Origin of the sequence: Leifsonia sp. CL147, assembly GCF_900114565.1 — a bacterium.
Lineage (GTDB): Bacteria > Actinomycetota > Actinomycetes > Actinomycetales > Microbacteriaceae > Leifsonia.
Genome location: NZ_FOTM01000006.1, coordinates 1 through 21690, shown reverse-complemented (window position 1 = coordinate 21690; position 21690 = coordinate 1). Strand labels below are relative to the sequence as shown.

Here is a 21690-nt window from a genome sequence, read left to right as displayed (position 1 = left end):
GGCGTCGATGTACAGGGCTATCGCCAGGAACAAGCGCAACACCGTCTTCATCATCCTGCTGTTCCTGATCCTCATCGGTGCGCTCGGGTGGCTCGCGTCGCTCATCTACCACAGCTACACGATCCTCGTCGTCGTGCTGGTGGGCGCCATCCTCTACGCGCTGTTCCAGTACTACCTGGCGAGCAGTCAGGCGCTGAGCATGTCGGGAGCGATCCCGATCACGAAAGCCGACAATCCACGGCTCTGGAACGTCGTCGAGAACCTGTCGATCACGACCGGCACGCCGATGCCCGCCGTCTACATCGTGAACGACCCGGCTCCCAACGCGTTCGCGACCGGCCGTGACCCCCAGCACGCCTCGGTGGCGGCGACGACCGGCCTGCTCGACCTCATGACGGACGCGGAGCTCGAGGGCGTCATGGCGCACGAACTCGGCCACGTCCGCAACTACGACATCCGGCTCGGGATGATCGTGTTCGGCCTCACGGTGGCGATCGGGTTCATCGCGGACATCTTCCTGCGCATGGCGTTCTTCGGCGGCAACCGGAACAACAACAACGGCGGCAACCCGGTGGTGCTGGTCTTCGGTCTGATCGCGGCCATCGTCGCCCCGCTGGTCGCGACGCTCGTGCAGCTGGCCGTCTCGCGGCAGCGGGAGTACCTCGCCGACGCGACCGGCGCCATGACGACCCGCCACCCGGACGCGCTCGCGAGCGCCCTGCTCAAGCTCGAGGCCTACGGCCGGCCCATGCAGAAGCAGAACTCGTCCATGGCGCACCTGTGGATCAACGACCCGCTCAAGCCGGGCCTCATGGCGCGACTGTTCTCGACGCACCCGCCCATCCCGCAGCGGGTCGAGCGCCTCCAGGAGATGGGCAGCAGCTTCTAGCCGCCGCCCGCGCCCGTGCGGCCGGCAGCGTCTGCGGCGGTTCGGGCGGCAGCGTCTGCGGCGGTTCGGGCGGCAGCGTCTGCGGCGGTTCGGAACGTGTGCGTGCGCGCGAGCAGCCGCATACGTTACGAACCGCAGCAGACACCCCGAGACGGCTCCGGCCGCGCCCGGCGCGCGGGATGTGCGCCCGTGCGGGCGGCAGCGCTCCGGCCGTGCGGGCGGTGGCGTCTGCGGCGGTTCGGAACGTGTGCGTGCGCGCGAGCAGCCGCATACGTTACGAACCGCAGCAGACACCCCGAGACGGCTCCGGCCGCGCCCGGCGCGCAGGATGTGCGCCCGTGCGGGCGGCAGCACTGCGGCCCTGCGGGCGGCAGCGCTGCGGCCGTGCGGGCGGCGGCGTCTGCGGCCGTGCGGAACGTGTGCGGGCGCGCGAGCAGCCGCATACGTTACGAAACGCAGCAGACACCCCGAGACGGCTCCGGCCGCGGCCGCCGCGGCCGCGGCCGGGGTCGGGATGTGCTAGCGTTTCCGCGATCGTGTTCCATCGACAGGAGGTGAGACCCATGTATGCAGTATCCGCAGTGGGCGCTCCCTCGCCGTCCACGATCCGCGACTGAGGTAGTCGCCACCGGGAGCGCCCTCCACGCAATCGCGAAAGGCGACTCCCATGAACACAACACCTTCTCAACTCACGCATCCGCACGAACGCGCGCTGGTGCTCGGCGGCGGCGGATCGACAGGCAACGCCTGGCTGATCGGCATCGTCGCCGGCCTCTTCGACGCTGGACTGGATGTGACACAGGCCGACCTGACCATCGGCACCTCGGCCGGTTCCACCGCCGCGGCCCAGTTCGCGGGCGCAAGCCCGGCCGACCTGTTCGCCGCCGCCGCGGCAGCTCCCCCGGCCCGGACGGCACCGCCCGGCGCAACCGCGCCGGGACCGGCATCGCCCGCATCCGACTCCCGGCCGGCGCCGCTGCGACCGACGGCCGAGCACTTCGAGCGGATGCTGGCCACCATCGCCGCCTCCGCCGACGCGGCCGACTACCGCCGCCGCATCGGCGCGGTCGGACGGGAGCGGGAGGAGGCGTCGGATGCGTCCGTCCGGGACGGCTGGCGCTCGGCGGTGGCCGCCCGGCTTCCTCGCCCCGGCTGGCCGGAGCGCCGGATACTCATCACGGCGATCGATGCGACCACCGGCGATCCGGTCGTCTTCGACCGGGACAGCGGAGTCGACCTGGTGGATGCGGTGGCCGCGAGCTGCGCGGGCAGCGTCGCGTACCGCATCGGCGAACGCCTGTACCTCGACGGCGGCTACCGGTCGAACGCCGAGAACGCGGATCTCGCCGCCGGCCACGACCGGGTGCTCGTGCTGTCGCCGCTCGGCGCCCGCTCCCTCACTCCCGAGGATTGGGGGACCCATCCCTCCACCCAGGTGGAGGAGCTGCGCGCCCACGGAAGCCGGGTCGAGGTCGTGATCCCCGACCCGGACGCGGAGCACCTGTTCGGCACCAACGGGATGAACGTGTCGCTGCGACCTGCCGCCGCCCGAGCCGGCTACGACCAGGGCCGGGCCCTCGCCCCGAGTCTCGCCGCCTTCTGGAGCTGAGCCGGCGCATCCCATCGATGGGACGCAACGCGCCGCCCGTCCGCGGATCGGGCGGCGTGTCGCGTCCCATCGCCTCCACGACGGCCCCGCAAGGGCGAGGCGCGAGGTCGCCCCGGCTACGGGCCGAGGACGCGCCGCAGGTAGGCGTTCTCGAAACGGCGGTCGGGATCGAGACGGTCGCGCACTGCGAGGAAGTCGTCGAAGCGCGGGTACAGCGCGCGGAGGTCGTCCGCATCCCGGGTGTGCAGCTTGCCCCAGTGCGGGCGCCCCTCGTGGGCGACCATGATCTCCTCCACGGCGCCGAAGTACTCGCGATGGTCCTCGCGGTAGTACCGGTGCACCGCGACGTACCCGGTCTCGCGTCCGTACGCCGTCGACAGCCAGTTGCCGTCGGCCGCCGCGCTGCGGACCTCGATCGGGAACGAGATGCGCCATCCACGCCGCTCGATCAGCGCCTTCACCTCGGCGAGCGCCTCCGGCACCGCCTCCCGCGGCAGCGCGTACTCCATCTCGCGGAACCGCACGGTCCGGTTGCTGACGTAGACGCGCGGCGAGTGATCGATGAACTCGCGGTTGCCGGTGAGCCGCTGGGCGAGGCGGCTGAACGGCGGGATGATCGCCGGCGCGACCGTGCCGGCCGCGCAGACTCCGCGGTAGACGCCGTTGGCGAGCAGTTCGTCGTCCACCCAGCGTCCCGCGCGCGACAGCGGTTTGCGGTCGGCCGTCAGCGGCAGCCGGGTGTTCGTCTTGGTGAGCGCCGTCTCCGTGTGCGGGAACCAGTAGAACTCGAAATGGTCTTCGCGGGCCGACCGATCGTCGTAGCTCTCCAGCACCTCCCGCAGCGGCTCCGGACGCTCGACGGCGTGGAGCAGGAACGCCGGGACGCATTGGATGGTCAGGTCGACGATCACCCCGAGGGCGCCGAGCCCGAGACGGGCGGCCGGGAGCAGTTCCGCGTTCTCCGTCTCGTCGATCCGCAGCAGCTCCCCGGTGCCGGTGACAAGGGTCAGCCCCACGATCTGGGTGGCGAGTCCGCCGAACGATCCGCCGGTGCCGTGCGTCCCGGTCGAGGTGGCGCCGGCGATCGACTGCTTGTCGATGTCGCCCAGGTTGGCGAGAGCGAGCCCATGCTGCCGGAGCAGCCTCGGCAACTGGTGCAGCCGGGTCCCGGCGGCGAGCGTGACGCGGTCCCGTTCCGGGTCGACCGCCACGATCCCGGTGAGGTCGTCGAGGTCGAGCTGGACGCCCGGAGCGACCGCGATGCCCGTGAAGCTGTGGCCGGCTCCGACCGCTTTGATGCGCATCCCGGTGGAGGCGGCGGCTCGCACCGCGCGCTGCACGGCTTCCGCCGTCGCCGGCCGCTCGACCCGCTGGGGACGCACGCGCTCGGTGCGGCTCCAGTTGCGCCACAACCCCCCGGCCGCCGTCACAGGAAGACCTTCCCCTCGCCGCGATAGCTCGGAGTGTCGCCGACGACGCGCGCACGCCCATCCACAGTGTCGACCAGCTGGTAGCCGTCGACGTGCTCGCTGAGCTCGCCGGACTTGGTGTGCCGCAGCCAGACGCGATCGCCGATCCGCAGAACGCCCGCCGTCGCTCCGGTGAGCGGCGTCTGCACCTCGCCCGCCATCTCGCGCGCCACCATCGAGAGCCCGGTCGGCCACGCCACCATCGGCATCCGGTCGGGTCCCGGCGGTCCGGAGGCGATCCAGCCGCCACCGAGCAGCGTCGCCGTCTCCGGGTTGGGCCGCCGCACCACCGAGAGGGCGAAGGATGCGGCGGGCGCCGGATGGAACGAGCGGTACGTGTCGAACAGGTGCCCGCCGAAGAGCCCGCTGCCCGCGGCGATCTCGGTCACCGACTCGTCGGAGGCTGTGAACTCGACGGAGCCGGTCCCGCCGCCGTTCACGAACTCGAGATCCGCCACGCCGCGCACCGCGGCGACCGCCTCCCCCCGCCGGCCGAGCAGTTCGTCGCGGGAGTTCTGCTGCATCCAGCGCAGCGTGGCCCGCCAGGCCGGATTGCCCCGCGGATTGTCGCCCTGGCCGGCGATCTGCGCTTCGTATCCCATCATCCCGACCAGCCGGAAGCCGGGGCGCCGGACGATCTCGACGGCGAGCGCCCGAGCGGAGGCCGGGCTGTGCACCGGCGAGCGGAAGACGCCCACGTGCCCGAGGACGGGCGCGAACCACGACGAGTCGAGCTCCAGGCAGAGACGGATCGCCTCCCGCTGGGACGGCGGCACGACCGCGTCGATGAAGTCCAGGTGCGAGAGGGAGTCGATCATCAGCGTCACCCGGGAGGCGAGCTCCGGGGATGCGGCCAGCCGCGCGATGGCGACGCGGTCGGTCGTCGGGTAGCCCACCACCACATCCTCGATCGGTGGATGCTCCGCGTCGCCCTCCGCCAGCCACAGCGCTTCGCGGAGGGTGTACGCGAGCACGCCGGCGTATCCGGGGAGGGCGAGCACGGCATCCAGGACCGATCGCACCCGAACCGACTTGGAGGCGACGCGGATGGGCTTGGCGGGCCCGCTCGTCCCCGCCGCGCGCCGCAGCAGGTCGTGCGCGTTGTGGCGCAGCGCCGGCACGTGCAGCACGGCGAGCGGCGGGTCGAGCCGGGCGGTTGCGGCGGAGAGGGACGGCCAGAACACGTCCGGCGCGGTCCACGTGCGCTCCGCGGGAGCGGGAGGCGTCGAGAGGTCGAGATCGGTCACTAGCGCACCGCTTTCACTCGGGCGACCGCGAGCGCCCCGGCGAACGCGAACACGGCGGACAGGACGAACAGGCCGGCGAAGCCGCCCAGCGCCGCGACGATCAGGGCGCCGAACAAGGGCGCGACAGCCTGTGGGACGGCGAGGGCGATGTTCATGATGCCGAGGTCCTTCCCCCGGCTCTCCGGATCGGGGAGCACCTGCGTGGCGAGCGCCTGATCCACGGAGAGGAAGCAGCCGTAGCCGATCCCGAGCAGTGCGGCGGCCACCATCGCCACGGAGAGTTGCGGCACGAACGCCAGCAGCAGCGCCGCGACGCCCTGCACGGCGGAGGAGGCGAAGACGAACGCCTTGCGCCGGCCCAGGCGGTCGGAGAGCCGGCCGAGCACCAGCGACGCGATGATGACGAACACCATGTAGATGAGGATGAGGACGAGGAGGTCGTCGTCCGCGTTCGGGTCGCGCAGGCCGAACTCGAGGAAGTACAGCAGAAGGGTGGTGCCGAAGGCGTTGCCGAAGTTGACCAGGACCCGGCTGAGCAGCGTCCAGCCGAAGTCGGGATGCTGGCGCGGGCTGATCCAGAGGCCCTCGATGACGCCGCGGAACGACATCCGGTCGCGCAGTTCCACGGGAAGGACCGCGTCGGGCAGGAACAGGAACGGCAGCAGGAGGACCAGGAGCACGACGGCCATGGCGGTGTAGCCGAGGAGCGCTCCGGCGACGACGTAGGTGACGAGCGCGACACCGAGGATGATGCCGATCGCCTGCGGGGCGCTGATCCAGCCGCTGACGTACCCGCGCTGGTCGACCGGAACCTGATCGCTGATCGTGGCGGTGAGCGCGGCGGTGAGCATGCAGAAGCCGGTGAGCGCGAGGCACCAGAAGACGCCGATCCCGACCAGGCTGGTCTGCAGTCCGAGCAGCACGAGCGACGCGGCGAAGACGAGCGCGCCGGCCGCGATCCACGGGCGCCGCCGGCCGAAACGGCTCGTCGTCCGGTCGGAGAGCGCGCCGGTCAGCGGGTAGGCGATGATCGCGCAGACTCCCGAGATCCCGGAGATCACACCGAAGGCCAGGACGTTCTCCACCCAGGCGGTCGTGTGCAGCTGCGCCTGCACCTGGTCGGGGAGGAGCTTCTGGACGGGCGCGAGCTGCGCCATCCACACCCCCAGCCAGGCGACCGCGAACGCGGCGATCCACCGGCCGGGGACCTTGCGGATCGGCTCGGCGAAGACCGGGGGCGTCGTGGTGTTCGTCATCGTGCACCTGCCTTCGTGGGGGTGGGAGTGGCGGTGGGAGTGGGGGTGGGCGTGGGGCCGGGGGTGGGGGTGGCAATCGGTGTCGCGAGGGCGGCGAGGGCGTCGGCGGCGACATCCATCGTGGCGGCGGCCGCGGCATCGTCACGGGTGACCAGCCAGGCGATGGTGAGGCCGTCGGAGAAGGCGACGAGGATCCGGGCGACCTCGGCGAGGGGCCGCCTCCACTCGCTTCCGGTCAGCCGGGCGACCTCCTCGGCGGCCAGCGCGGCGACCTCGTGGTAGCGGGCGTACTGGCGACGCGCCAGCGACTCGAAGCCGGGTTCGCGCAAGGCCCACTGGGTCAGCTCGAACATCGCCTTCTCGCGGTCGGGATCCGAGCGCACGCCGTCGAGGTAGTGCTGCAGTCCTGCGCGGATCGCCTCGCGCATCCCGAGGGCCGGGACATCGCCCGCGAAAGCCGGCGCGAAGTCGCGCTGCTCGCTCTCGACGGCCGCCTCGATGAGTTCCGCCATCAGGGCGTCGCGGGAGGCGAAGACGTAGTGGAAGCTGGCCAGCGGCATCCCGGCCTCGGCCACGATGCGCCGTGTGGTGGCGGCGGCGACACCGTCGCGCGCGACGACCCGCAGGGCGGCCTGCACCAGTGCGGTGCGGCGGTCTACGACCGGGATGCGCGCCATCCGGACTCCTGAGGTCTGCCGCGCGCCGTCGCGCGGGAGAAAAGTGGGACACCTGACCCAGATCACAGTATGCCGCAAATACCGGCGATTCGTTTGACAGCGCTGGCGGCCACCCCCTGGAATGGGGTGGAATGCGGGGATTTTCGAGCGATGTGTCACCACCAGTCCGGCCACGGGGGTCGAGCGGACTGGTCTCCGTCGTATCCATCTTCGCCCGCGCCGCGGTACTGCTCGGCGTCGCCGGGCTGATCGCATCCCCGGCCCCCGCCTCCGCATCGCCGTACCCGTCCGCAGCCACCTCCTCCCGTCTCGCCTCGACCGCAGCAACCTCCGCAGCGATCGCCACCGCGACCTCCGCAGCAACCGCCACTGCAGCATCCACCGCGACCTCCACCGATGCGCCCTCGGCCGGCGCTCCCGCCGGCACGGCCACCCCGTCGGGCTCGCCGACGCCGACGCCCACGCCCACTCCGGGGCCGCCCGCGCTCGACCGCCTCCCGAGCCGTCTGGTGACGTCGTTCCCGCTCGTCGTCTCGGGAACGGGAACGCCCGGCGACGTCATCGACGTCTCCGGCGGCTCATCGCCCGGTGCAGCGGAGAGCTGTCGCGCTCCCGTCGGATCCGACGGTCGCTGGAGCTGCGACCTGCAGTCCCTGCCGGACGGGCCCGGTGTGCCGGTCCGAGCCGAGTCCTCGGCGACGAGCACCTCCGCCGTCGGCCGAGTGGATGTGCTCGGCCCGCCGGCGATCGCCGGCGACGGCGTGACGGCGAGCGGCGGCGGTGTCCGCGGAACTGCGTACCCGAATGCGCGCGTGACGGTCACGGCCGACACCGGCGCCTCGTGCACCTTCCCGGCGGACTCCTCCGGCAACTGGGGATGCGTCCTCGGCGGCACCCTGCCCGACGGCCGGCACACGGTCACCGCGACGCAAGTGGCGGGATTCTCGCCGCAGAGCTCCGGCAGCAGCCCGCCCTCGGTCATCGACGTGGACCGCACCTCACCCGCCGCGCCCAGCATCACCAGCCCCGCCGGCGGCACCACCGCCCGGGTCGGTACAGCGGTCGCCTTCTCCGGCGGCGGAGAGACCGGCGACCACGTGACGCTGTACGCGACGTCCGCGCAGGGTTCGCTGGTCGTCTGCACGGCCGACGTCGCGGCCGGCGCGTGGAGCTGTCCGGGCACCCTGCCCGAGGGCCGCTACACGGTCTCGGCACTGCAGCGGGACGCGGCCGGCAACGTCAGCCCCGGCAGCAACGTGATCGGGTTCAGCATCTCGCCCGCCGCCGGCGCCTCCACTCCCTCGCCGACGCACACTCACAGCCCCACCGCAACGGTGCCGGCGACTCCCACCCCGGCGACTCCCGGTGCGGTGCCGCCGGCCGACCCGCCTGACGGCACGAAGGGATGGATCGAGACGCCGTTCACGACGGCATCCGCCCCGGTCGTCTCGGTGGCCGCACTGCCCGGGTGGATGCGCGCTCTCGGACTCGCCGTGGCGGCGCTGCTCCTCCTGGTGCTGCCTGCGCGGCTGCTGACCGCCGGGATCGCGCGGGGCCGCTCGAGCCGGACGGATGGGTCTCGGCGACCTTCTCTGTTCGGGCGCAATCGGCCGCGATCGGAGGTGTCGGATGCGTCGGCGCTGTTCGGCGGTTCGGCGCGGTCGGCGGGATCGGCGGGGCCGGCCGGGTCGGCGGGGCCAGCCAGGTCGGCGGGGCCGGCCGGGTCGGCGGGGCCGGCCGGGTCGGCGATGTCGGCGGGGAGCGCATCCATCGGGGTGACCTGGGCCTCGCCGGATCCAGCCGACCGACGGCCGCTCCGGCTCGGACTCGCGGTCATGGCGGGTGCTGCGGTGCTCGTGACCCTGTCCACGCCGGTGTCCGACCCGGCCGTCTACCTCCGTGTGCTTCTCGCCGTGACGATCGCCGTCACGGCGGTGAACGCGCTCTGGCTGTTCGCCGGTCGGGGGCTCGCCCCGCACCTCGGCCTTGCGGTGCCGCGCGTGACCGTGCGCCCGGGCATGCTCGCCATCGTCGCGGTCGCCGCCCTCGGCTCGCGGCTGCTCGGCCTCTCCCCCGCGCTGCTCTTCGCGCTCGTCGTCGGGCTCGCGCTGGCACCGCACGCCGGACGTGTCCGCCGCGGGCGCATCGCCGCCGCGCAGGTGTCCGCCGTCGCGGCGCTCGGCGTGATCGCCTGGCTGACGGTCGGCCTCCTCCCGTCGCCGACGGGAGCGTTCACGGCCTTCCTGATGGAGACGGCGAACGCGCTGGCCATGGTCGGGATCGGTTCGGCGTCCATCCTCCTGCTTCCGCTCGGCGGACTGCCCGGGCGGGCGATCGCCCAGTGGTCGCGGTGTCTCTGGGGCGGTCTCAGCGTGGTCGTCTACACCGTCCTGTTCGCTCTGCTGCTCCCGGTCGCCTCCCTCGTCGAGAACGGGATCGGCATCCTCGTCGTCGTGGGGGTCGCCGCCGGATTCGCGGCGGCGAGCCTGGTGGTGTGGCTGTGGCGGCGGTACGTCGCGCCGTCGCTCGACCGGCCGCTCCCGTAACGGCGCTCGCCTGCAGCGACCGCGCCGGCGCATCGGTGGGACGCGACACGCCGTCTCCGCGTCGCTGGGACGGCGTGTCGCGTCCCAGCGATGCGGTTAGGGATGCGGCAGCGCGTCCACGTAGAACCAGTCCCGGCCCTCCCGCAGGAATCGCGAGACCTCGTGGATGCTGCCCCGCTCGGTTCCCCGATAGTGCGCTACGAACTCGACCACACCCTCCCGGTCGAACGGGCCACCGCGCTCGGTCCGTTCGATGTCGAGCCGGTACCAGCGCAAACCGGGGTCGAGGTCCACGGCAGCGGGCCGGGTGGAGGGGTGCCAGCTGCGCAGGAGGTAGTCCGCATCCCCGAGGGCGAAGGCACTGAACCGGGACCGCATCAGCCGCTCGGCGGTGGGCGCAGGCTCGCCGCGGTGGAGCGGGCCGCAGCAGGCGTCGTAGCTCTCGCCGCTGAGGCAGGGGCAGCGCGTGGTCACCGTCCGAGCCTAACGGGGCTCCCGATCCCTCCGGACGCGCCGGACAACGGGCCCCGAACAAGAAGACCCGGCCGGCACCCGCGTCGGGGGATCTCGGGCACCGGCCGGATCGGGGACACCTCACCAGAGGGTGTCTGCCGACAGTGTGCCGAACGTGTTTGAGGAACGACCTTGGATGCGCTGAGCGCGTTCTCAGACGCGGCGCCCGATGCCGACGGTGTAGCGTTGCCTGCATGGAAGGTCTGCTCATCGGATTCATCTGGCTCGTCATCATCGTCGGCGGCTCGCTGGCCACTGCGGCCATCATCCAGATGGTCAAGTCGCCGTACCGCGACCGCTAGAGCACCGGCGCAGCCTCCTCAGCTTCGCCGCCTCGCCCCCATAGCCCAATCGGTAGAGGCAGGCGACTTAAACTCGCCCGAGTGTGGGTTCGAGTCCCACTGGGGGTACCGACATTCGTGACGAATGTGCCGTTCCCCGCGGGCGGACGCGACATTCGTCACGAATGTGCCGTTCCCCGCGGGCAGACGCGACATTCGTCACGAATGTGCCGCGCCCCGCGGGCGGAAGCGACATTCGTCACGAATGTGCCGTTCCCCGCGGGCAGAAGCGACATTCGTGACGAATGTGCCGTTCCCCGCGGGCGGAAGCGACATTCGTCACGAATGTGCCATTCCGCGCGGGCAGAAGCGACATTCGTCACGAATGTGCCGTTCCGCGCGGGCGGAAGCGACATTCGTCACGAATGTGCCGCGCTCTGAGGGTCAGCGGGGGCGCGGGATGCGCAGGCCGCTCTCGTAGGCGGCGATGACGAGCTGCGCCCGGTCGTGCGCGTAGAGCTTGGTCATGATGCGGCTGATGTGGGTCTTGACGGTGGCCGGCGAGATGACGAACCGGGCCGCGATCTCCGCATTGCTGAGACCCTCCGCGACCACCTGGAGCACCTCCCGTTCGCGGTCCGTCAGCTCCTCGAGACCGTGCGGCGGCCGTCCGCCGGACGGGTCCTGCGCGGCCGGACGCACATAGCGGTCGATGAGCACGTGGGTGGCTCGCGGTGAGAGCAGGGACTCGCCGGCGTGGACGGTACGGATCGCGGAGAGCAGGTCCTCGGTGCTGGTGTTCTTCCCGATGAAGCCGCTGGCGCCGGCCCTCAGGGCATCCAGAACGTACTCGTCCTCCTCGAAGGTGGTGAGGATGAGGACCCGCACGTCGGCGAGCTCCGGGTCGGCGCAGATCGTCGCCGTCGCCTCGATGCCGTTCGTGTTCGGCATCCGGATGTCCATGAGCACCACCTCCGGGTGGAGCCGGGCGGCGAGGTCGACCGCCTGCTCTCCGTCGCTCGCCTCGCCGACGACAGTGAGATCCGGCGCGAGGTCGACCAGGGAGCGGACGGCGGACCGGATCAGTTCCTGGTCGTCGGCCAGGAGCACGGAGATCGTCATGACCTCATTCTCTCGTCAAGCGCCACCGGCGACCGGGGAAGCGGTCAACGGCAGGAACGCCCTGAGCACGTATCCCGTCGCGGTCGGGCCGGCCTCGACGCGACCGCCGACCGCGCCGACCCGCTCGCGGACGCCCTGCAGGCCGTGGCCCGACCGGGGCAGGCCGTCGCCGGACGCCCCCGGGCCGGACGCCCCCGGGCCGGACGCCCCCGGGCCGGCCGCCGCGGCGCCGGCCGCCGCCGGGCCGCTCGCCCCGGGGCCGCTCGCCGCGGGGTTGGTGACGGTGATCGTGAGCAACTCCGGCGTGTACTGGAGCAGCAGGTGGGCCCGGCCCTCGCTCCCGTGCTTGTGCGCGTTGGTGAGGGCCTCCTGAACGACACGATAGGCGACCCCGGAGACCGGGTCCGGGAGGCTGCCCGCCGTCCCCTCGGTGCGGGAGGTGACGGCCAGGCCGGAGGCGGCGAATCCGGCGAGCAGCGCATCCACATCGCTCATGGACACGCTCGGCGTCGTCGGGAGGCCATCGGCACCGGCGTCCGCGCGCAGCAGGGAGAGGAGGTCGGCGATCTCCGTGAGAACGGTCCGCGCGGCTGTGCTGATCGTCGTGAGCGACCGCTCGGCGAGCGCGGGGTCGGCCCGGACGGCCTGCGTGGCGACGTTGGCGTGCAGGTTGATCACGGTGATCTGGTGGGCGACGGTGTCGTGCAGGTCCCGCGCGATCCGGAGCCGCTCCTCGACGACGCGCCGGCGCGCCTCCGACTCGCGGGTGTCCTCGGCACGCAGGGCCCGTTCGGTGATCGCCGAGATGTACGCGCGACGCGAGCGGGTGGCGTCCCCGGCGATCGCTGCCGCCGCGACGACGGTGGTGAGCGGAAGGACGCGCACGTCCAGGACATGCACTCGGCTCACGACGACCTCGACGATGAGCAGCACCACCACGGTGACCGGGATCGCGATCAGCGTCGTCCGGCGGGAGGCGCGGAGCGCGAGGCCGAACGACGCGATCACCACCGGGACGATGAGCGGGAGCAGCTCCCGGTCCACGATCAGTCCGGCGATCAGCACCCCCACGGTACCGGCCAGGACCGCCGTCGGCCGGCGTCGGCGGAACAGGAGGATGGCAACGGCCGCGAGCGGGAACACCACGAGCCACGGCGCCTGCATCAGGGGCGACGGGACAGCCCGGTGGTCGGAGGGATCACCGGTCGGCAGCAGCGTGACGCCGATCACGATGACGGCGACGATCGCATCCATCACGGGGCTCGGCGGACGCCGGCGCGTCCGTTCGGCAGGGCGAGGATTCATAGGACTTCCAGGATGTCGTGCTGCCGCGGATTCCGCATACCCCCACAGGTGTAGGCGCAAGATACTCCGGCTGGGGCAGCGCAGATGCGGCCGTGGGCCGACGCGCCGGCGACCGTCGGAAGGGAGGCTGTGAGTACCCCATCCGCCGACACGAAAGCCATCATGACGACTCCCATCCTGCAGGTGCGTGACCTGCACAAGTCCTACGGCCGAGGGCCGAACCGCTTCGACGCGCTGAAGGGGGTGTCATTCGATGTCTTCGAGGGCGAGTCCCTGGCGATCGTCGGGAAGTCGGGATCCGGGAAGTCCACCCTGATGCACCTGCTCGCGCTGCTCGACCAGCCGACGCGGGGCTCCATCCTTCTCGGCGGTCAGGAGACGTCCACCCTGCGCGGGGCGGCACTGAACCGCACCAGGAACAAGACCTTCGGGTTCGTCTTCCAGCAGTTCTTCCTGACGGCGAACGCCAGTGTCCTCGACAATGTCGTGCTGCCGATGAAGATCGCCGGGGTCGGCCGAGGGGAACGGAACCGGCGAGGCCGTGCCGCGCTGGCCGAGCTGGAGCTCGACGCGAAGGCGAAGAGCAAGGCGGTCAGCCTGTCGGGGGGCCAGAAGCAGCGGGCCGTGATCGCCCGCGCCCTCGTGAACAACCCGCGCGTGATCTTCGCCGACGAGCCGACGGGCAACCTCGACACGGCCACCGGCGCCGTGGTGGAGGACATCCTCTTCACCCTCAACCGGACCCAGGGCATCACGCTGATCGTCGTCACCCACGACGAGGACCTCGCCGCGCGCTGCGACCGCAGGATCTACGTGCGCGACGGACTGATCGTGAACCGGGTCGAGGACGATGAGGAGCTGGCCGCATGAAGACCATCGACGTGATCTCCAGTGCGATCGGGAACACCTTCCGGTCCAAGACGCGCACCATCCTCACCATCCTCGCCATCTTCATCGGCGGCTTCACCCTGACGATCACCAGCGGGCTGGGGACAGGCATCAATCGCTACATCGACGACACGGTCGCCTCGCTGGGCGCCAGCGACGTGATGACCGTGACCCGTCCGGTGAAACAGGACACCTCGAGCGGACCGGTGAAGTACCAGCCCGGGCAGGTCACCTCCGGCCGGGGGCCGGCCGGCCCGCAGACGCTCAACCCGATCGGCCCCGCGCAGCTGACGCAGCTCGCCGGCATCCCGGGCGTGAAGTCCGTGCAACCGGTCAAGTCCGTCCGGGTCGACTATGTGCGTGCCGGTGACGGGACCGAGTACCAGATCGGCGTCGGCTCGTTCGTGGCCGGGATGAAGGTGCAGCTCGCAGCGGGTGCCCAACCCTCCGAATCCTCCGCGCAGCGACAGGTCGCCCTCCCGGTCGACTACGTGAAACCGCTCGGATTCAGCAGCGACAGTGACGCCATCGGCAAGGAGGTCCAGTTCGGGCTCACCGACGCCGGCGGTGCCCGTCAGACGGTCACAGCGACCGTCGTCGGGATCGCCGAGGCCGGACTGGGCGGGACCGGAACGAGCGCCTCCCCGAACCAGGCGACGACGGATGCGCTGTTCGCGGCGCAGAGCACCGGCCTCAGCGCGGACACGGCGTCGTCCTACACGTCGGCGACGATCCGCTTCGACGACACGGCGGGCACCGCATCCACTCAGTCCCTGAAGGACCGGCTCAGCGCGGCAGGCTACACCGGGACGACGCTGCAGGACACCCTCGGCAGCTTCAAGAGCATCATCGACGCGATCGTGCTCGTGCTGAACGCGTTCGCGATCATCGCGCTCCTCGCCGCGAGCTTCGGGATCGTGAACACCCTGTTCATGTCCGTCCAGGAGCGCACCCGCGAGATCGGGCTGATGAAGGCGATGGGGATGGGCGGCGGCAAGGTCTTCGGGCTGTTCAGCTTCGAGGCGACCTTCATCGGGCTCCTCGGATCGGCCGTCGGCGTGGGACTCGGGATGCTGGCGGGCACCGCAATCGGCTCGGCGCTGGGCACCTCCCTGTTCTCCAGCCTCCCGGGACTCACGCTGATCGCCTTCAACCCTGTCAACATCCTCTGGATCGTGCTCCTCGTCATGGGGATCGCGTTCCTCGCCGGGACCATCCCGGCCGCGCGGGCGGCGCGACAGGACCCGATCGAGTCGCTCCGGTACGAGTAGGGCGGGACGGGGTCGGCCGCGGCTCGACGGCGACGAAAAGGGAGGTGTCCGCGGCCCGGTGCGGCCGTGGACACCTCCCTCGCTCGCATCGGGCGGCGTGTCGCCGCCTCCCCGCCTCCGTTTCCCGCAGACCGGGCAGACCCCGGGGGAGGCGAGGAAACGGAGGATGCGCGATGCGACACGCCTCGATCGGGCCGGTTCGGGAGGCGATCGGGCTCGGTACGCCGCGCGACCTCCTCCCTTTCCGGCCGAGGATGACGCGAGCAGGAGTCGCACCATCGCGGGAGCACAATCCCGGTCGTCGGAGAGGCCGAAGCCGAGGTCGGCGCACGGCCGGGCCCAGACCGGCCGCGTCGTCCACGGCCGCGCGCCGGCCGGGCAAGCCGGCGCCGCCGGCACCGGCGGCACCGCCTCCCGCCGCGAGGTGCTCGTTGTTGCAGACGACACGCCGTAAGCCACTGCAACAACGAGCACTTCGGCCGAAGGAGACACGGCCGCAACGGAAGCTCGGCCGCAACGGAAGCGCCAGCCACAAGGAAAGCGCCAGCCACAACGAAAGCGCCAGCCGCAACGGAAGCGCCGACCGCAAGGGAGGCGCCAGCCGCAACGGAGGCGCCGACCCAAACGGAGGCGCCCGCAGGGACGCCGAAGGCCCGGTCCCTCAGGGACCGGGCCTTCGTGCTGCGTCGCCGGGCGCTACTTCGCGGAGACCTCCGCGGGCTGCTTCACCGCAGTGGCAGCCTTGGTGCGAGCGGGAGCCTTCTTCGCGGGGGCCTCCGGGGCGGCCTCGATGGCCGGCTTCGGGCGGGCCGCGAACTCCTCGAAGTTCGCGCGCGGGTGCTGTACGGCCTCCAGCGACACGATGTCACGGCCGAGCCAGAAGTTGTTCCACCAGCCCCACAGGACGCGCCACTTGCGCTCCCACGACGGCATCGCCAGGCCGTGGTAGCCGCGGTGGGCGAGCCAGCCGAGGACGCCCGTGATCGCGATCTTGCCGCTCTGCAGCACGCCGATGCCGACGCCCAGACCGGCGACCGCGCCGAGGCTCTTGTGGTAGTACTGGCGCGGCAGCTCGCCGCGCAGCGATGCCACGATGTTCTTCGCGAGGAGCTTGCCCTGACGCACGGCGTGCTGCGCGTTCGGCACGCAGTAGCCGCCGACGCCGGCACCGGTCAGGTCCGGGACGGCCGACACGTCGCCCGCGCCCCAGGCGTCCTCGATGATCTCGTCGTCGGTGCCGACGCGCAGGTCGGCGCGCACGCGCAGCCGGCCGCGCTCCTCGATGGGGAGGTCGGTGTGGCGCACGATCGTCGGGTTGGCCATGACGCCGGCGGTCCAGACGATGAGGTCCGTCTCGAAGCTCTCACCGGTCGACAGCTGGATGACACCGTCCACCGCGCTGGTGAGCTGCGTCTCGAGGTGGATCTCGGCCCCACGCTGTGCGAGGTTCTTGATCACCCAATGGCTGGTCTTCAAGGACACCTCCGGCATGATCCGGCCCATGGCCTCGATCAGGTGGAAGTGCGTGTCCTCGAACGACAGCTCCGGGTAGCGCTTGAGCAGGCTGCTCGCGAAGGAGCGGAGCTCCGCGAAGATCTCGATACCGGCGAAGCCTCCGCCGACGACGACGACCGTGAGCAAACGGTCCCGCTCCGGGCCGGCGGGGAGCCCTGCGGCCTTGTCGAAGTTGGTGAGGAGCTGGTCGCGGATGTACACGGCCTCCTCGATGTTCTTCAGCCCGACGGCCTGGTCCGCGACGCCCGGGATGGGGAACGTCCGGGACACAGCGCCCGCGGTCACCACGACGATGTCGTACTCGAACTCGTACGCCTCGCCGATCGGCGGCTGGATGGTCGCCACCTTGCGGGCGTGGTCGACGTACGTGACCTTCGCCGTGATGATGTTCGTCGTCGTGAGGTGACGACGGTGCGCGACGACCGCGTGACGCGGCTCGATCGAGCCCGAGGCGACCTCCGGGAGGAACGGCTGGTACGTCATATACGGCAGCGGGTCGACCATGGTGACCTCGGCCTCGCCCGGGCGGAGCTGCTTCTCGAGCTTCCACGCGGTGTAGAAGCCGGCGTAGCCGCCGCCGACGATCAGGATTTTGGGCACAGTGATGCGTCTCCTCAACACGAAAGTTTGGGCCTACTTTACTCCCTGCTGCGTGTTCGCCTGAAATGCTGCCACGCCCCGACCCCGCCGAGGGCGGAGAGAGCGAGAAAGCCGGCGATCAGGCCGAACGGCAGCCAGAAAGTGGTGAGGACGCTCCATTGCGGCCAGAAGAACCAGTTCCATGGTAGCGCGCGCTCGGGGCTCAGCTTGGCGGGCGCCGGTGCAGCTTGCGCACCGCCGGACGACGGGGCCGGCGTGGCGAGCGACTGCGCACGGCGGTGGATGCGGATCCAGTCGCCGAGATCGCCCATCGGGTTCGCGGCGACATGCGGCACGTTCGCGGTCACGGCGGCCGCGGCATCCAGGAGCCCGTAGCCGTAGATGGGGCTGGGGACGGCCCCTCCCGCGGGCCGGGCGGTCCGGATGATCCGCTCGATCACATCCGCCGCACTGAGCTCGGGATGCGCGGCGCGGACGAGCGCGACGGCGCCCGAGACGAGCGGCGCGGCACCGCTCGTCCCCGCCCACTGGACATAGCCTCCACCCGGATTCGCGCCGACCAGCTGCTCGCTGGGCGCCGAGACACCGATGGTGATGCCCTGGGCCGAGGCGTCGAAACTCGCCTTGCCGGCCCGGTCGACGCCGGCGACGGTGAGGACGCCCGGAATCGTGGCCGGCGCCCCGACCTCGTTGGTGCCGCTCCCCCGGTTGCCCGCGGCCGCGACGATGACCACGTCGTGCGCGAACGCGTACTGGAACGCCTCATCCCAGCTGGTCGGCCAGTCGAGCGTGTTGCGCGTGAGGGACATGTTGATCACCCTCGCGCCGTTGTCGACCGACCAGTGGATCGCCTGCGCGATCTGGTCGTCGCTGTCGATCGGTCCCATCGCCGTGCCGAGCGCGACCGAGGCGGTGAGGATGCTGGCCTCGGGCGCAGCTCCGACGACGCCGCTGGTCGGCCCGGTGCCACGCCCGGCGAGGAGGGAGGCCACCCACGTCCCGTGGTTCGCGCTCTCGGCGTCCCCCAGAGGCTTCTGGCCCGTCGCGGTGCCGACGCCGGAGACGTCCGTCCCGCCCACGACGGCGCCCGCCAGATCGGGAACGGAGCCGTCGACGCCCGTGTCGATGACGGCGACCTTCACGCCGGCGCCACGGGTCGTGTTCCACGCCTGTGCGAAGCCGTAGTCGTTCAGCCAGTATTCGAGGTCGCGCACCTGGTCGGCGTGCGCGGCGGTCGCGGGAAGAAGCGTGGATGCGAGGGCCACCGCCACGACGGCGGCCGCCGTCGCGAAGCGGTGCATCCGGTCCCCCACCGAGCGCCCCTAGCCTGCGACGTCGATGCGGCACTCGCAGACGGCCGGCGACCAGCCTCCGCGGGCGAGCGCCAGGTCGCCGATCGGGTTCACGCCGGGTCCGGCGGCGAGTGCATGGGCGGCGAGGGCGTGCAGGCACTTCACGCGGGACGGCATCCCACCGGCCGAGATGCCGGCGATTTCGTCGACGACGGCGATCGACTCCCGGTCGGCCAGGTACTGCTCGTGGGCCGCGCGGTACCGGGCGCTCAGCTCGTCGTCACCGGCCAGGAGCTCGTTGTACTCGCCCATGACCTGATCGGCCTCGAGGGCGGACATGGCCGCCGACGCCGCCGGATGCGTCAGGTAGTAGAACGTGGGGAACGGCGTCCCGTCGTCCAGCCGCGGCGCCGTCGATACCACGGTCGGGCGCCCGCACACGCAGCGCGCGGCGATGCCGACGACATTCCGCGCCGGGCGGCCGAGCTGCTGGGACACGACGGCGATGTCGTCATCGGACACGGGTGCGAACGGTGGTCTGGTCATTGCGGGATGCGCCTCTTCGGCTTGCGTGCTGGGCTTATTTCGTGGGGGCGGGCGTCGCCGTGGGAGGGGGGACGGGGCCGGGCGTGCCGCTCAACTGCTGCGGTGTCGCATCCGTCAGTCCGGCTCCCATGATGGAGCCGAACAGCGACCCGACCCAATCCGTCCGGGTCTTCACCAGTTTGGATGTGACCGGTGTCGTGTCCTGCTTGGCGGCCGGCGGACGGTCGTCGATGACGAGGTAGCTGACCTCGCCCGGCATCACGTAGTACAGCCGGTCGCGGGCCTGGGCGCGGAGGTAGCTGGGGTCGTTCCAGCGGGCACGCTGGTCCGTGAGCGTGTTGACCTGCGCGGCCAGTTCGTCCACCTGATGCTGCTGGTCGGCGATCTGCTGGCGCTGCGCGAGGAAGGCCTGCACCGTGGGAGCGAGGATGAGGACCGCGAGCACGAGCACGCCCATCATCACCAGCGAGAACGCCGAGAAGTGCAGCTGCCGCAGCCACCGGCCGGTCTCGGTGGGACGCGACAGGCGCACCGGGACGCGGCGCGTGCGCGGCTTCGGCATGGCCCCTCCCTCTTGGCATGCTCGGCGGTCCGGGGCCGGACCGGCCCCCTCTCATCGTAGGCGATCGCCTCCGTCGGCCCCGTTGCGCTCAGGGGTGTCGGAATGCGCTCAGCCGCCGTTCAGGATGAACGCCAGCCGCACGACGCCCAGCACGACGAAGGCTCCCCCGCCCACCGCGAAGATCGCGCCGAGGGTCCGTGCGTCGCGCGCGCGGAACCGCCGCCGCGCATCCGCGTCGGCGAAGAAGGCGGACGCCCGCCCCGGACGCAGGATCAGGAGCAGCCCGAGCAGCGCGAACAGCGCCGCCAGCACCACGAACAGCACCAGCGGCACCACGTCGGACCCGGCCGTCACGCCCATCCCTGCACCCTACCCACCCCGTCCGCCGGTCCGCCGGTCTCCGAGCCCGCGGCCCCGCCGAAGTGCTCGTTGTTGCACGCGCTTCCGGCGTGTCGCGTGCAACAACGAGCACTTCGGCCAGGGTAAAAGGCACGGGAGCGGGGAGGGACGTGGAACGGCCCCCGAGGCGGAACCCCGGGGGCCGAACTCAGCGCGCGAACGCGGGCGCGCGAACGCGGGCGCGCGAACGCTAGCGCGCGAACGCTAGCGCGCGAACGCGGGCGCAGGCCCGCGTTACGGGAGCGCCGCTACGCGGTGAAGCGCGGGAAGGCGCTGCGGCCGGCGTAGACGGCGGCGTCGCCCAGCTCCTCCTCGATGCGGAGCAGCTGGTTGTACTTGGCGACGCGCTCCGAGCGGGCCGGAGCGCCCGTCTTGATCTGGCCCGAGTTCGTGGCGACCGCGAGGTCCGCGATCGTGGTGTCCTCGGTCTCACCGGAGCGGTGCGAGAGCACGGCGGTCATGCCGCTGCGCTGCGCGAGCGACACGGCGTCGAGCGTCTCGGTGAGCGTGCCGATCTGGTTCACCTTGACCAGGATGCTGTTCGCCGCGCGCTTCGTGATGCCCTCGGCGAGGCGCTTCGGGTTGGTGACGAACAGGTCGTCGCCGACCAGCTGCAGGGTGGCGCCGAGCTCGGCGTTCAGGTGGGCCCAGCCGTCCCAGTCGTCCTCGGCCAGCGGGTCCTCGATCGAGACCAGCGGGTAGTTAGCCGCGAGGTCCTGGTAGTAGGCGCTCATCTCGGCCGCGCTGCGGTCCTGGCCCTCGAAGCGGTAGACGCCGTTCTCGAAGAATTCGGTGGATGCCACATCCAGGCCGAGCGCGATGTCCCGTCCGACGGTGAAGCCGGCCTTCTCGATGGCCTCGGAGATCAGGTCGAGCGCTGCACGGTTGTGCTCGAGCTCCGGCGCGAAGCCGCCCTCGTCGCCGAGGCCCGTGTTCAGGCCCTTCGACTTCAGCAGCGCCTTGAGCGAGTGGTAGGTCTCGACCCCCCAGCGCAGGCCCTCGGAGAAGGTCTCCGCGCCGATCGGCAGGACCATGAACTCCTGGATGTCGACGCCGGTGTCCGCGTGCGCTCCGCCATTGATGATGTTCATCATCGGGACGGGCAGGACGTGCGCGTTCGGGCCGCCGAGGTAGCGGAACAGCGGCAGGTCTGCCGAGTCGGCCGCGGCCTTGGCGACGGCGAGGCTGACGCCGAGGATGGCGTTCGCGCCCAGGCGCTTCTTGTTGTCGGTGCCGTCGAGCGCGATCATCGCGTCGTCGACGAGGCGCTGGTCGGCGGCGTCGAAGCCTTCGATCTCGGGCCCGATCTCGTCGAGCACCGCATCCACGGCCTTGAGCACGCCCTTGCCCTGGTAACGGTCCTTGTCGCCGTCTCGCAGCTCGTAGGCCTCGAACGCCCCGGTGGATGCGCCGGACGGGACGGCGGCGCGGCTGACCGTGCCGTCCTCGAGGAGCACCTCGACCTCGACGGTCGGGTTACCGCGCGAGTCCAAGATCTCGCGAGCGCCTACAGCTTCGATTGCAGCCACAACTGTCTCCTTGCGTGGTTTTTTGTGGGATTCCGGTCACAGTCTACTGACGCCCTTGGGACGCGCGGCACGGGCCCCGGGTCAAGTCCCGGGACGTGGTGTAGTCGTTGTTGATCCTTCTGGGTGTTGTTAGGCGCTGAGTTCGAGGATCGTGTCGGTGTTCACCTCGGTTCC

Annotated in this window: 18 protein-coding genes and 1 tRNA gene; 6 read left to right on the top strand and 13 right to left on the bottom strand. The window is 71.4% G+C overall.

The window, feature by feature from the left end; all coding sequences use genetic code 11:
- Positions 1-7 precede the first annotated feature (7 nt).
- Complete coding sequence (locus BM287_RS07070; RefSeq protein ID WP_090037711.1) at positions 8-889, top strand: M48 family metallopeptidase; 882 nt, start codon at positions 8-10, stop codon at positions 887-889.
- A 667-nt stretch (positions 890-1556) separates the two neighbouring features.
- A complete protein-coding gene (locus BM287_RS07065; RefSeq protein WP_090037714.1) occupies positions 1557-2498 on the top strand; it encodes a patatin-like phospholipase family protein in 942 nt (313 codons plus the stop codon).
- A 116-nt stretch (positions 2499-2614) separates the two neighbouring features.
- On the opposite strand, the gene BM287_RS07060 is transcribed toward BM287_RS07065, so the two are convergent.
- The 4 genes from BM287_RS07060 to BM287_RS07045 are packed head-to-tail and all read right to left on the bottom strand — an operon-like array spanning position 2615 to position 7147.
- The gene (locus tag BM287_RS07060; protein ID WP_090037717.1) at positions 2615-3928 is read right to left on the bottom strand and encodes a D-arabinono-1,4-lactone oxidase; all 1314 of its coding nucleotides are present in this window, start codon (positions 3926-3928) and stop codon (positions 2615-2617) included.
- On the bottom strand, positions 3925-5214 hold the full coding sequence (locus BM287_RS07055; protein WP_090037720.1) for a type III PLP-dependent enzyme domain-containing protein: 1290 nt from the start codon (positions 5212-5214) through the stop codon (positions 3925-3927). Before BM287_RS07055 ends, BM287_RS07060 begins: the two co-directional genes overlap by 4 nt.
- Positions 5214-6470 carry an MFS transporter gene (locus BM287_RS07050; protein WP_090037723.1) on the bottom strand — a complete coding sequence of 419 codons (1257 nt, stop codon included), beginning with the start codon at positions 6468-6470 and terminating at the stop codon, positions 5214-5216. Before BM287_RS07050 ends, BM287_RS07055 begins: the two co-directional genes overlap by 1 nt.
- Complete coding sequence (locus tag BM287_RS07045; protein ID WP_090037725.1) at positions 6467-7147, bottom strand: TetR/AcrR family transcriptional regulator; 681 nt, start codon at positions 7145-7147, stop codon at positions 6467-6469. The genes BM287_RS07050 and BM287_RS07045 overlap by 4 nt, the downstream gene beginning before the upstream one ends.
- 152 nt (positions 7148-7299) lie before the next feature.
- Between BM287_RS07045 and BM287_RS07040 the strand changes: the two genes are divergently transcribed.
- Positions 7300-9693 (top strand): Ig-like domain-containing protein, encoded by a 2394-nt coding sequence (locus BM287_RS07040; protein ID WP_170857464.1) that lies wholly within the window; start codon positions 7300-7302, stop codon positions 9691-9693.
- A 96-nt stretch (positions 9694-9789) separates the two neighbouring features.
- Here BM287_RS07040 and BM287_RS07035 read toward each other — a convergent pair whose 3' ends face one another.
- Complete coding sequence (locus tag BM287_RS07035; RefSeq protein WP_090037731.1) at positions 9790-10167, bottom strand: YchJ family protein; 378 nt, start codon at positions 10165-10167, stop codon at positions 9790-9792.
- A gap of 375 nt (positions 10168-10542) precedes the next feature.
- Here BM287_RS07035 and BM287_RS07030 point away from each other — a divergent pair.
- A tRNA-Leu gene (locus BM287_RS07030) sits at positions 10543-10616 on the top strand.
- Positions 10617-10931: 315 nt separating this feature from the next.
- Here the strand turns inward: BM287_RS07030 and BM287_RS07025 are convergent.
- A complete protein-coding gene (locus BM287_RS07025) occupies positions 10932-11609 on the bottom strand; it encodes a response regulator transcription factor (RefSeq protein WP_090037734.1) in 678 nt (225 codons plus the stop codon).
- A gap of 15 nt (positions 11610-11624) precedes the next feature.
- Positions 11625-12914, bottom strand: coding sequence for a sensor histidine kinase (locus BM287_RS07020; RefSeq protein ID WP_090037737.1), 1290 nt, complete (start codon positions 12912-12914; stop codon positions 11625-11627).
- Positions 12915-13076: 162 nt separating this feature from the next.
- On the opposite strand from BM287_RS07020, the gene BM287_RS07015 reads away from it, so the two are divergent.
- Positions 13077-13784 (top strand): ABC transporter ATP-binding protein, encoded by a 708-nt coding sequence (locus BM287_RS07015; protein ID WP_090037741.1) that lies wholly within the window; start codon positions 13077-13079, stop codon positions 13782-13784.
- Positions 13781-15073 carry an ABC transporter permease gene (locus tag BM287_RS07010; RefSeq protein ID WP_090037744.1) on the top strand — a complete coding sequence of 431 codons (1293 nt, stop codon included), beginning with the start codon at positions 13781-13783 and terminating at the stop codon, positions 15071-15073. The genes BM287_RS07015 and BM287_RS07010 overlap by 4 nt, the downstream gene beginning before the upstream one ends.
- Positions 15074-15769: 696 nt before the next feature.
- Here BM287_RS07010 and BM287_RS07005 read toward each other — a convergent pair.
- The 6 genes from BM287_RS07005 to eno form a co-directional block, all read right to left on the bottom strand.
- Entirely contained in the window at positions 15770-17188 is a 1419-nt protein-coding gene (locus tag BM287_RS07005) for an NAD(P)/FAD-dependent oxidoreductase (RefSeq protein ID WP_090037747.1), read from the bottom strand.
- A 38-nt stretch (positions 17189-17226) separates the two neighbouring features.
- A complete protein-coding gene (locus tag BM287_RS07000) occupies positions 17227-18489 on the bottom strand; it encodes a S8 family serine peptidase (protein WP_090037750.1) in 1263 nt (420 codons plus the stop codon).
- A gap of 21 nt (positions 18490-18510) precedes the next feature.
- Positions 18511-19026 (bottom strand): DUF501 domain-containing protein, encoded by a 516-nt coding sequence (locus tag BM287_RS06995; protein ID WP_090037753.1) that lies wholly within the window; start codon positions 19024-19026, stop codon positions 18511-18513.
- A gap of 34 nt (positions 19027-19060) precedes the next feature.
- Entirely contained in the window at positions 19061-19588 is a 528-nt protein-coding gene (locus BM287_RS06990; RefSeq protein ID WP_090037756.1) for an FtsB family cell division protein, read from the bottom strand.
- 108 nt (positions 19589-19696) lie between these two features.
- Complete coding sequence (locus BM287_RS06985) at positions 19697-19948, bottom strand: hypothetical protein (protein WP_244527990.1); 252 nt, start codon at positions 19946-19948, stop codon at positions 19697-19699.
- A 287-nt stretch (positions 19949-20235) separates the two neighbouring features.
- On the bottom strand, positions 20236-21516 hold the full coding sequence (eno, locus tag BM287_RS06980; RefSeq protein WP_090037762.1) for a phosphopyruvate hydratase: 1281 nt from the start codon (positions 21514-21516) through the stop codon (positions 20236-20238).
- Positions 21517-21690: the final 174 nt, after the last annotated feature.

What these genes read in the sequence shown, in the direction of transcription:
- BM287_RS07070 (WP_090037711.1), top strand. Translation starts at nt 8, where the DNA reads ATGTACAGGGCTATCGCCAGGAACAAGCGCAACACCGTCTTCATCATC.
- BM287_RS06995 (WP_090037753.1), bottom strand. Translation starts at nt 19,026, where the DNA reads ATGACCAGACCACCGTTCGCACCCGTGTCCGATGACGACATCGCCGTC.
- BM287_RS07025 (WP_090037734.1), bottom strand. Translation starts at nt 11,609, where the DNA reads ATGACGATCTCCGTGCTCCTGGCCGACGACCAGGAACTGATCCGGTCC.
- BM287_RS06985 (WP_244527990.1), bottom strand. Translation starts at nt 19,948, where the DNA reads ATGGGCGTGACGGCCGGGTCCGACGTGGTGCCGCTGGTGCTGTTCGTG.
- BM287_RS07010 (WP_090037744.1), top strand. Translation starts at nt 13,781, where the DNA reads ATGAAGACCATCGACGTGATCTCCAGTGCGATCGGGAACACCTTCCGG.
- BM287_RS07065 (WP_090037714.1), top strand. Translation starts at nt 1,557, where the DNA reads ATGAACACAACACCTTCTCAACTCACGCATCCGCACGAACGCGCGCTG.
- BM287_RS07045 (WP_090037725.1), bottom strand. Translation starts at nt 7,147, where the DNA reads ATGGCGCGCATCCCGGTCGTAGACCGCCGCACCGCACTGGTGCAGGCC.
- BM287_RS06990 (WP_090037756.1), bottom strand. Translation starts at nt 19,588, where the DNA reads ATGCCGAAGCCGCGCACGCGCCGCGTCCCGGTGCGCCTGTCGCGTCCC.
- BM287_RS07050 (WP_090037723.1), bottom strand. Translation starts at nt 6,470, where the DNA reads ATGACGAACACCACGACGCCCCCGGTCTTCGCCGAGCCGATCCGCAAG.
- BM287_RS07015 (WP_090037741.1), top strand. Translation starts at nt 13,077, where the DNA reads ATGACGACTCCCATCCTGCAGGTGCGTGACCTGCACAAGTCCTACGGC.
- BM287_RS07000 (WP_090037750.1), bottom strand. Translation starts at nt 18,489, where the DNA reads ATGCACCGCTTCGCGACGGCGGCCGCCGTCGTGGCGGTGGCCCTCGCA.
- BM287_RS07020 (WP_090037737.1), bottom strand. Translation starts at nt 12,914, where the DNA reads ATGAATCCTCGCCCTGCCGAACGGACGCGCCGGCGTCCGCCGAGCCCC.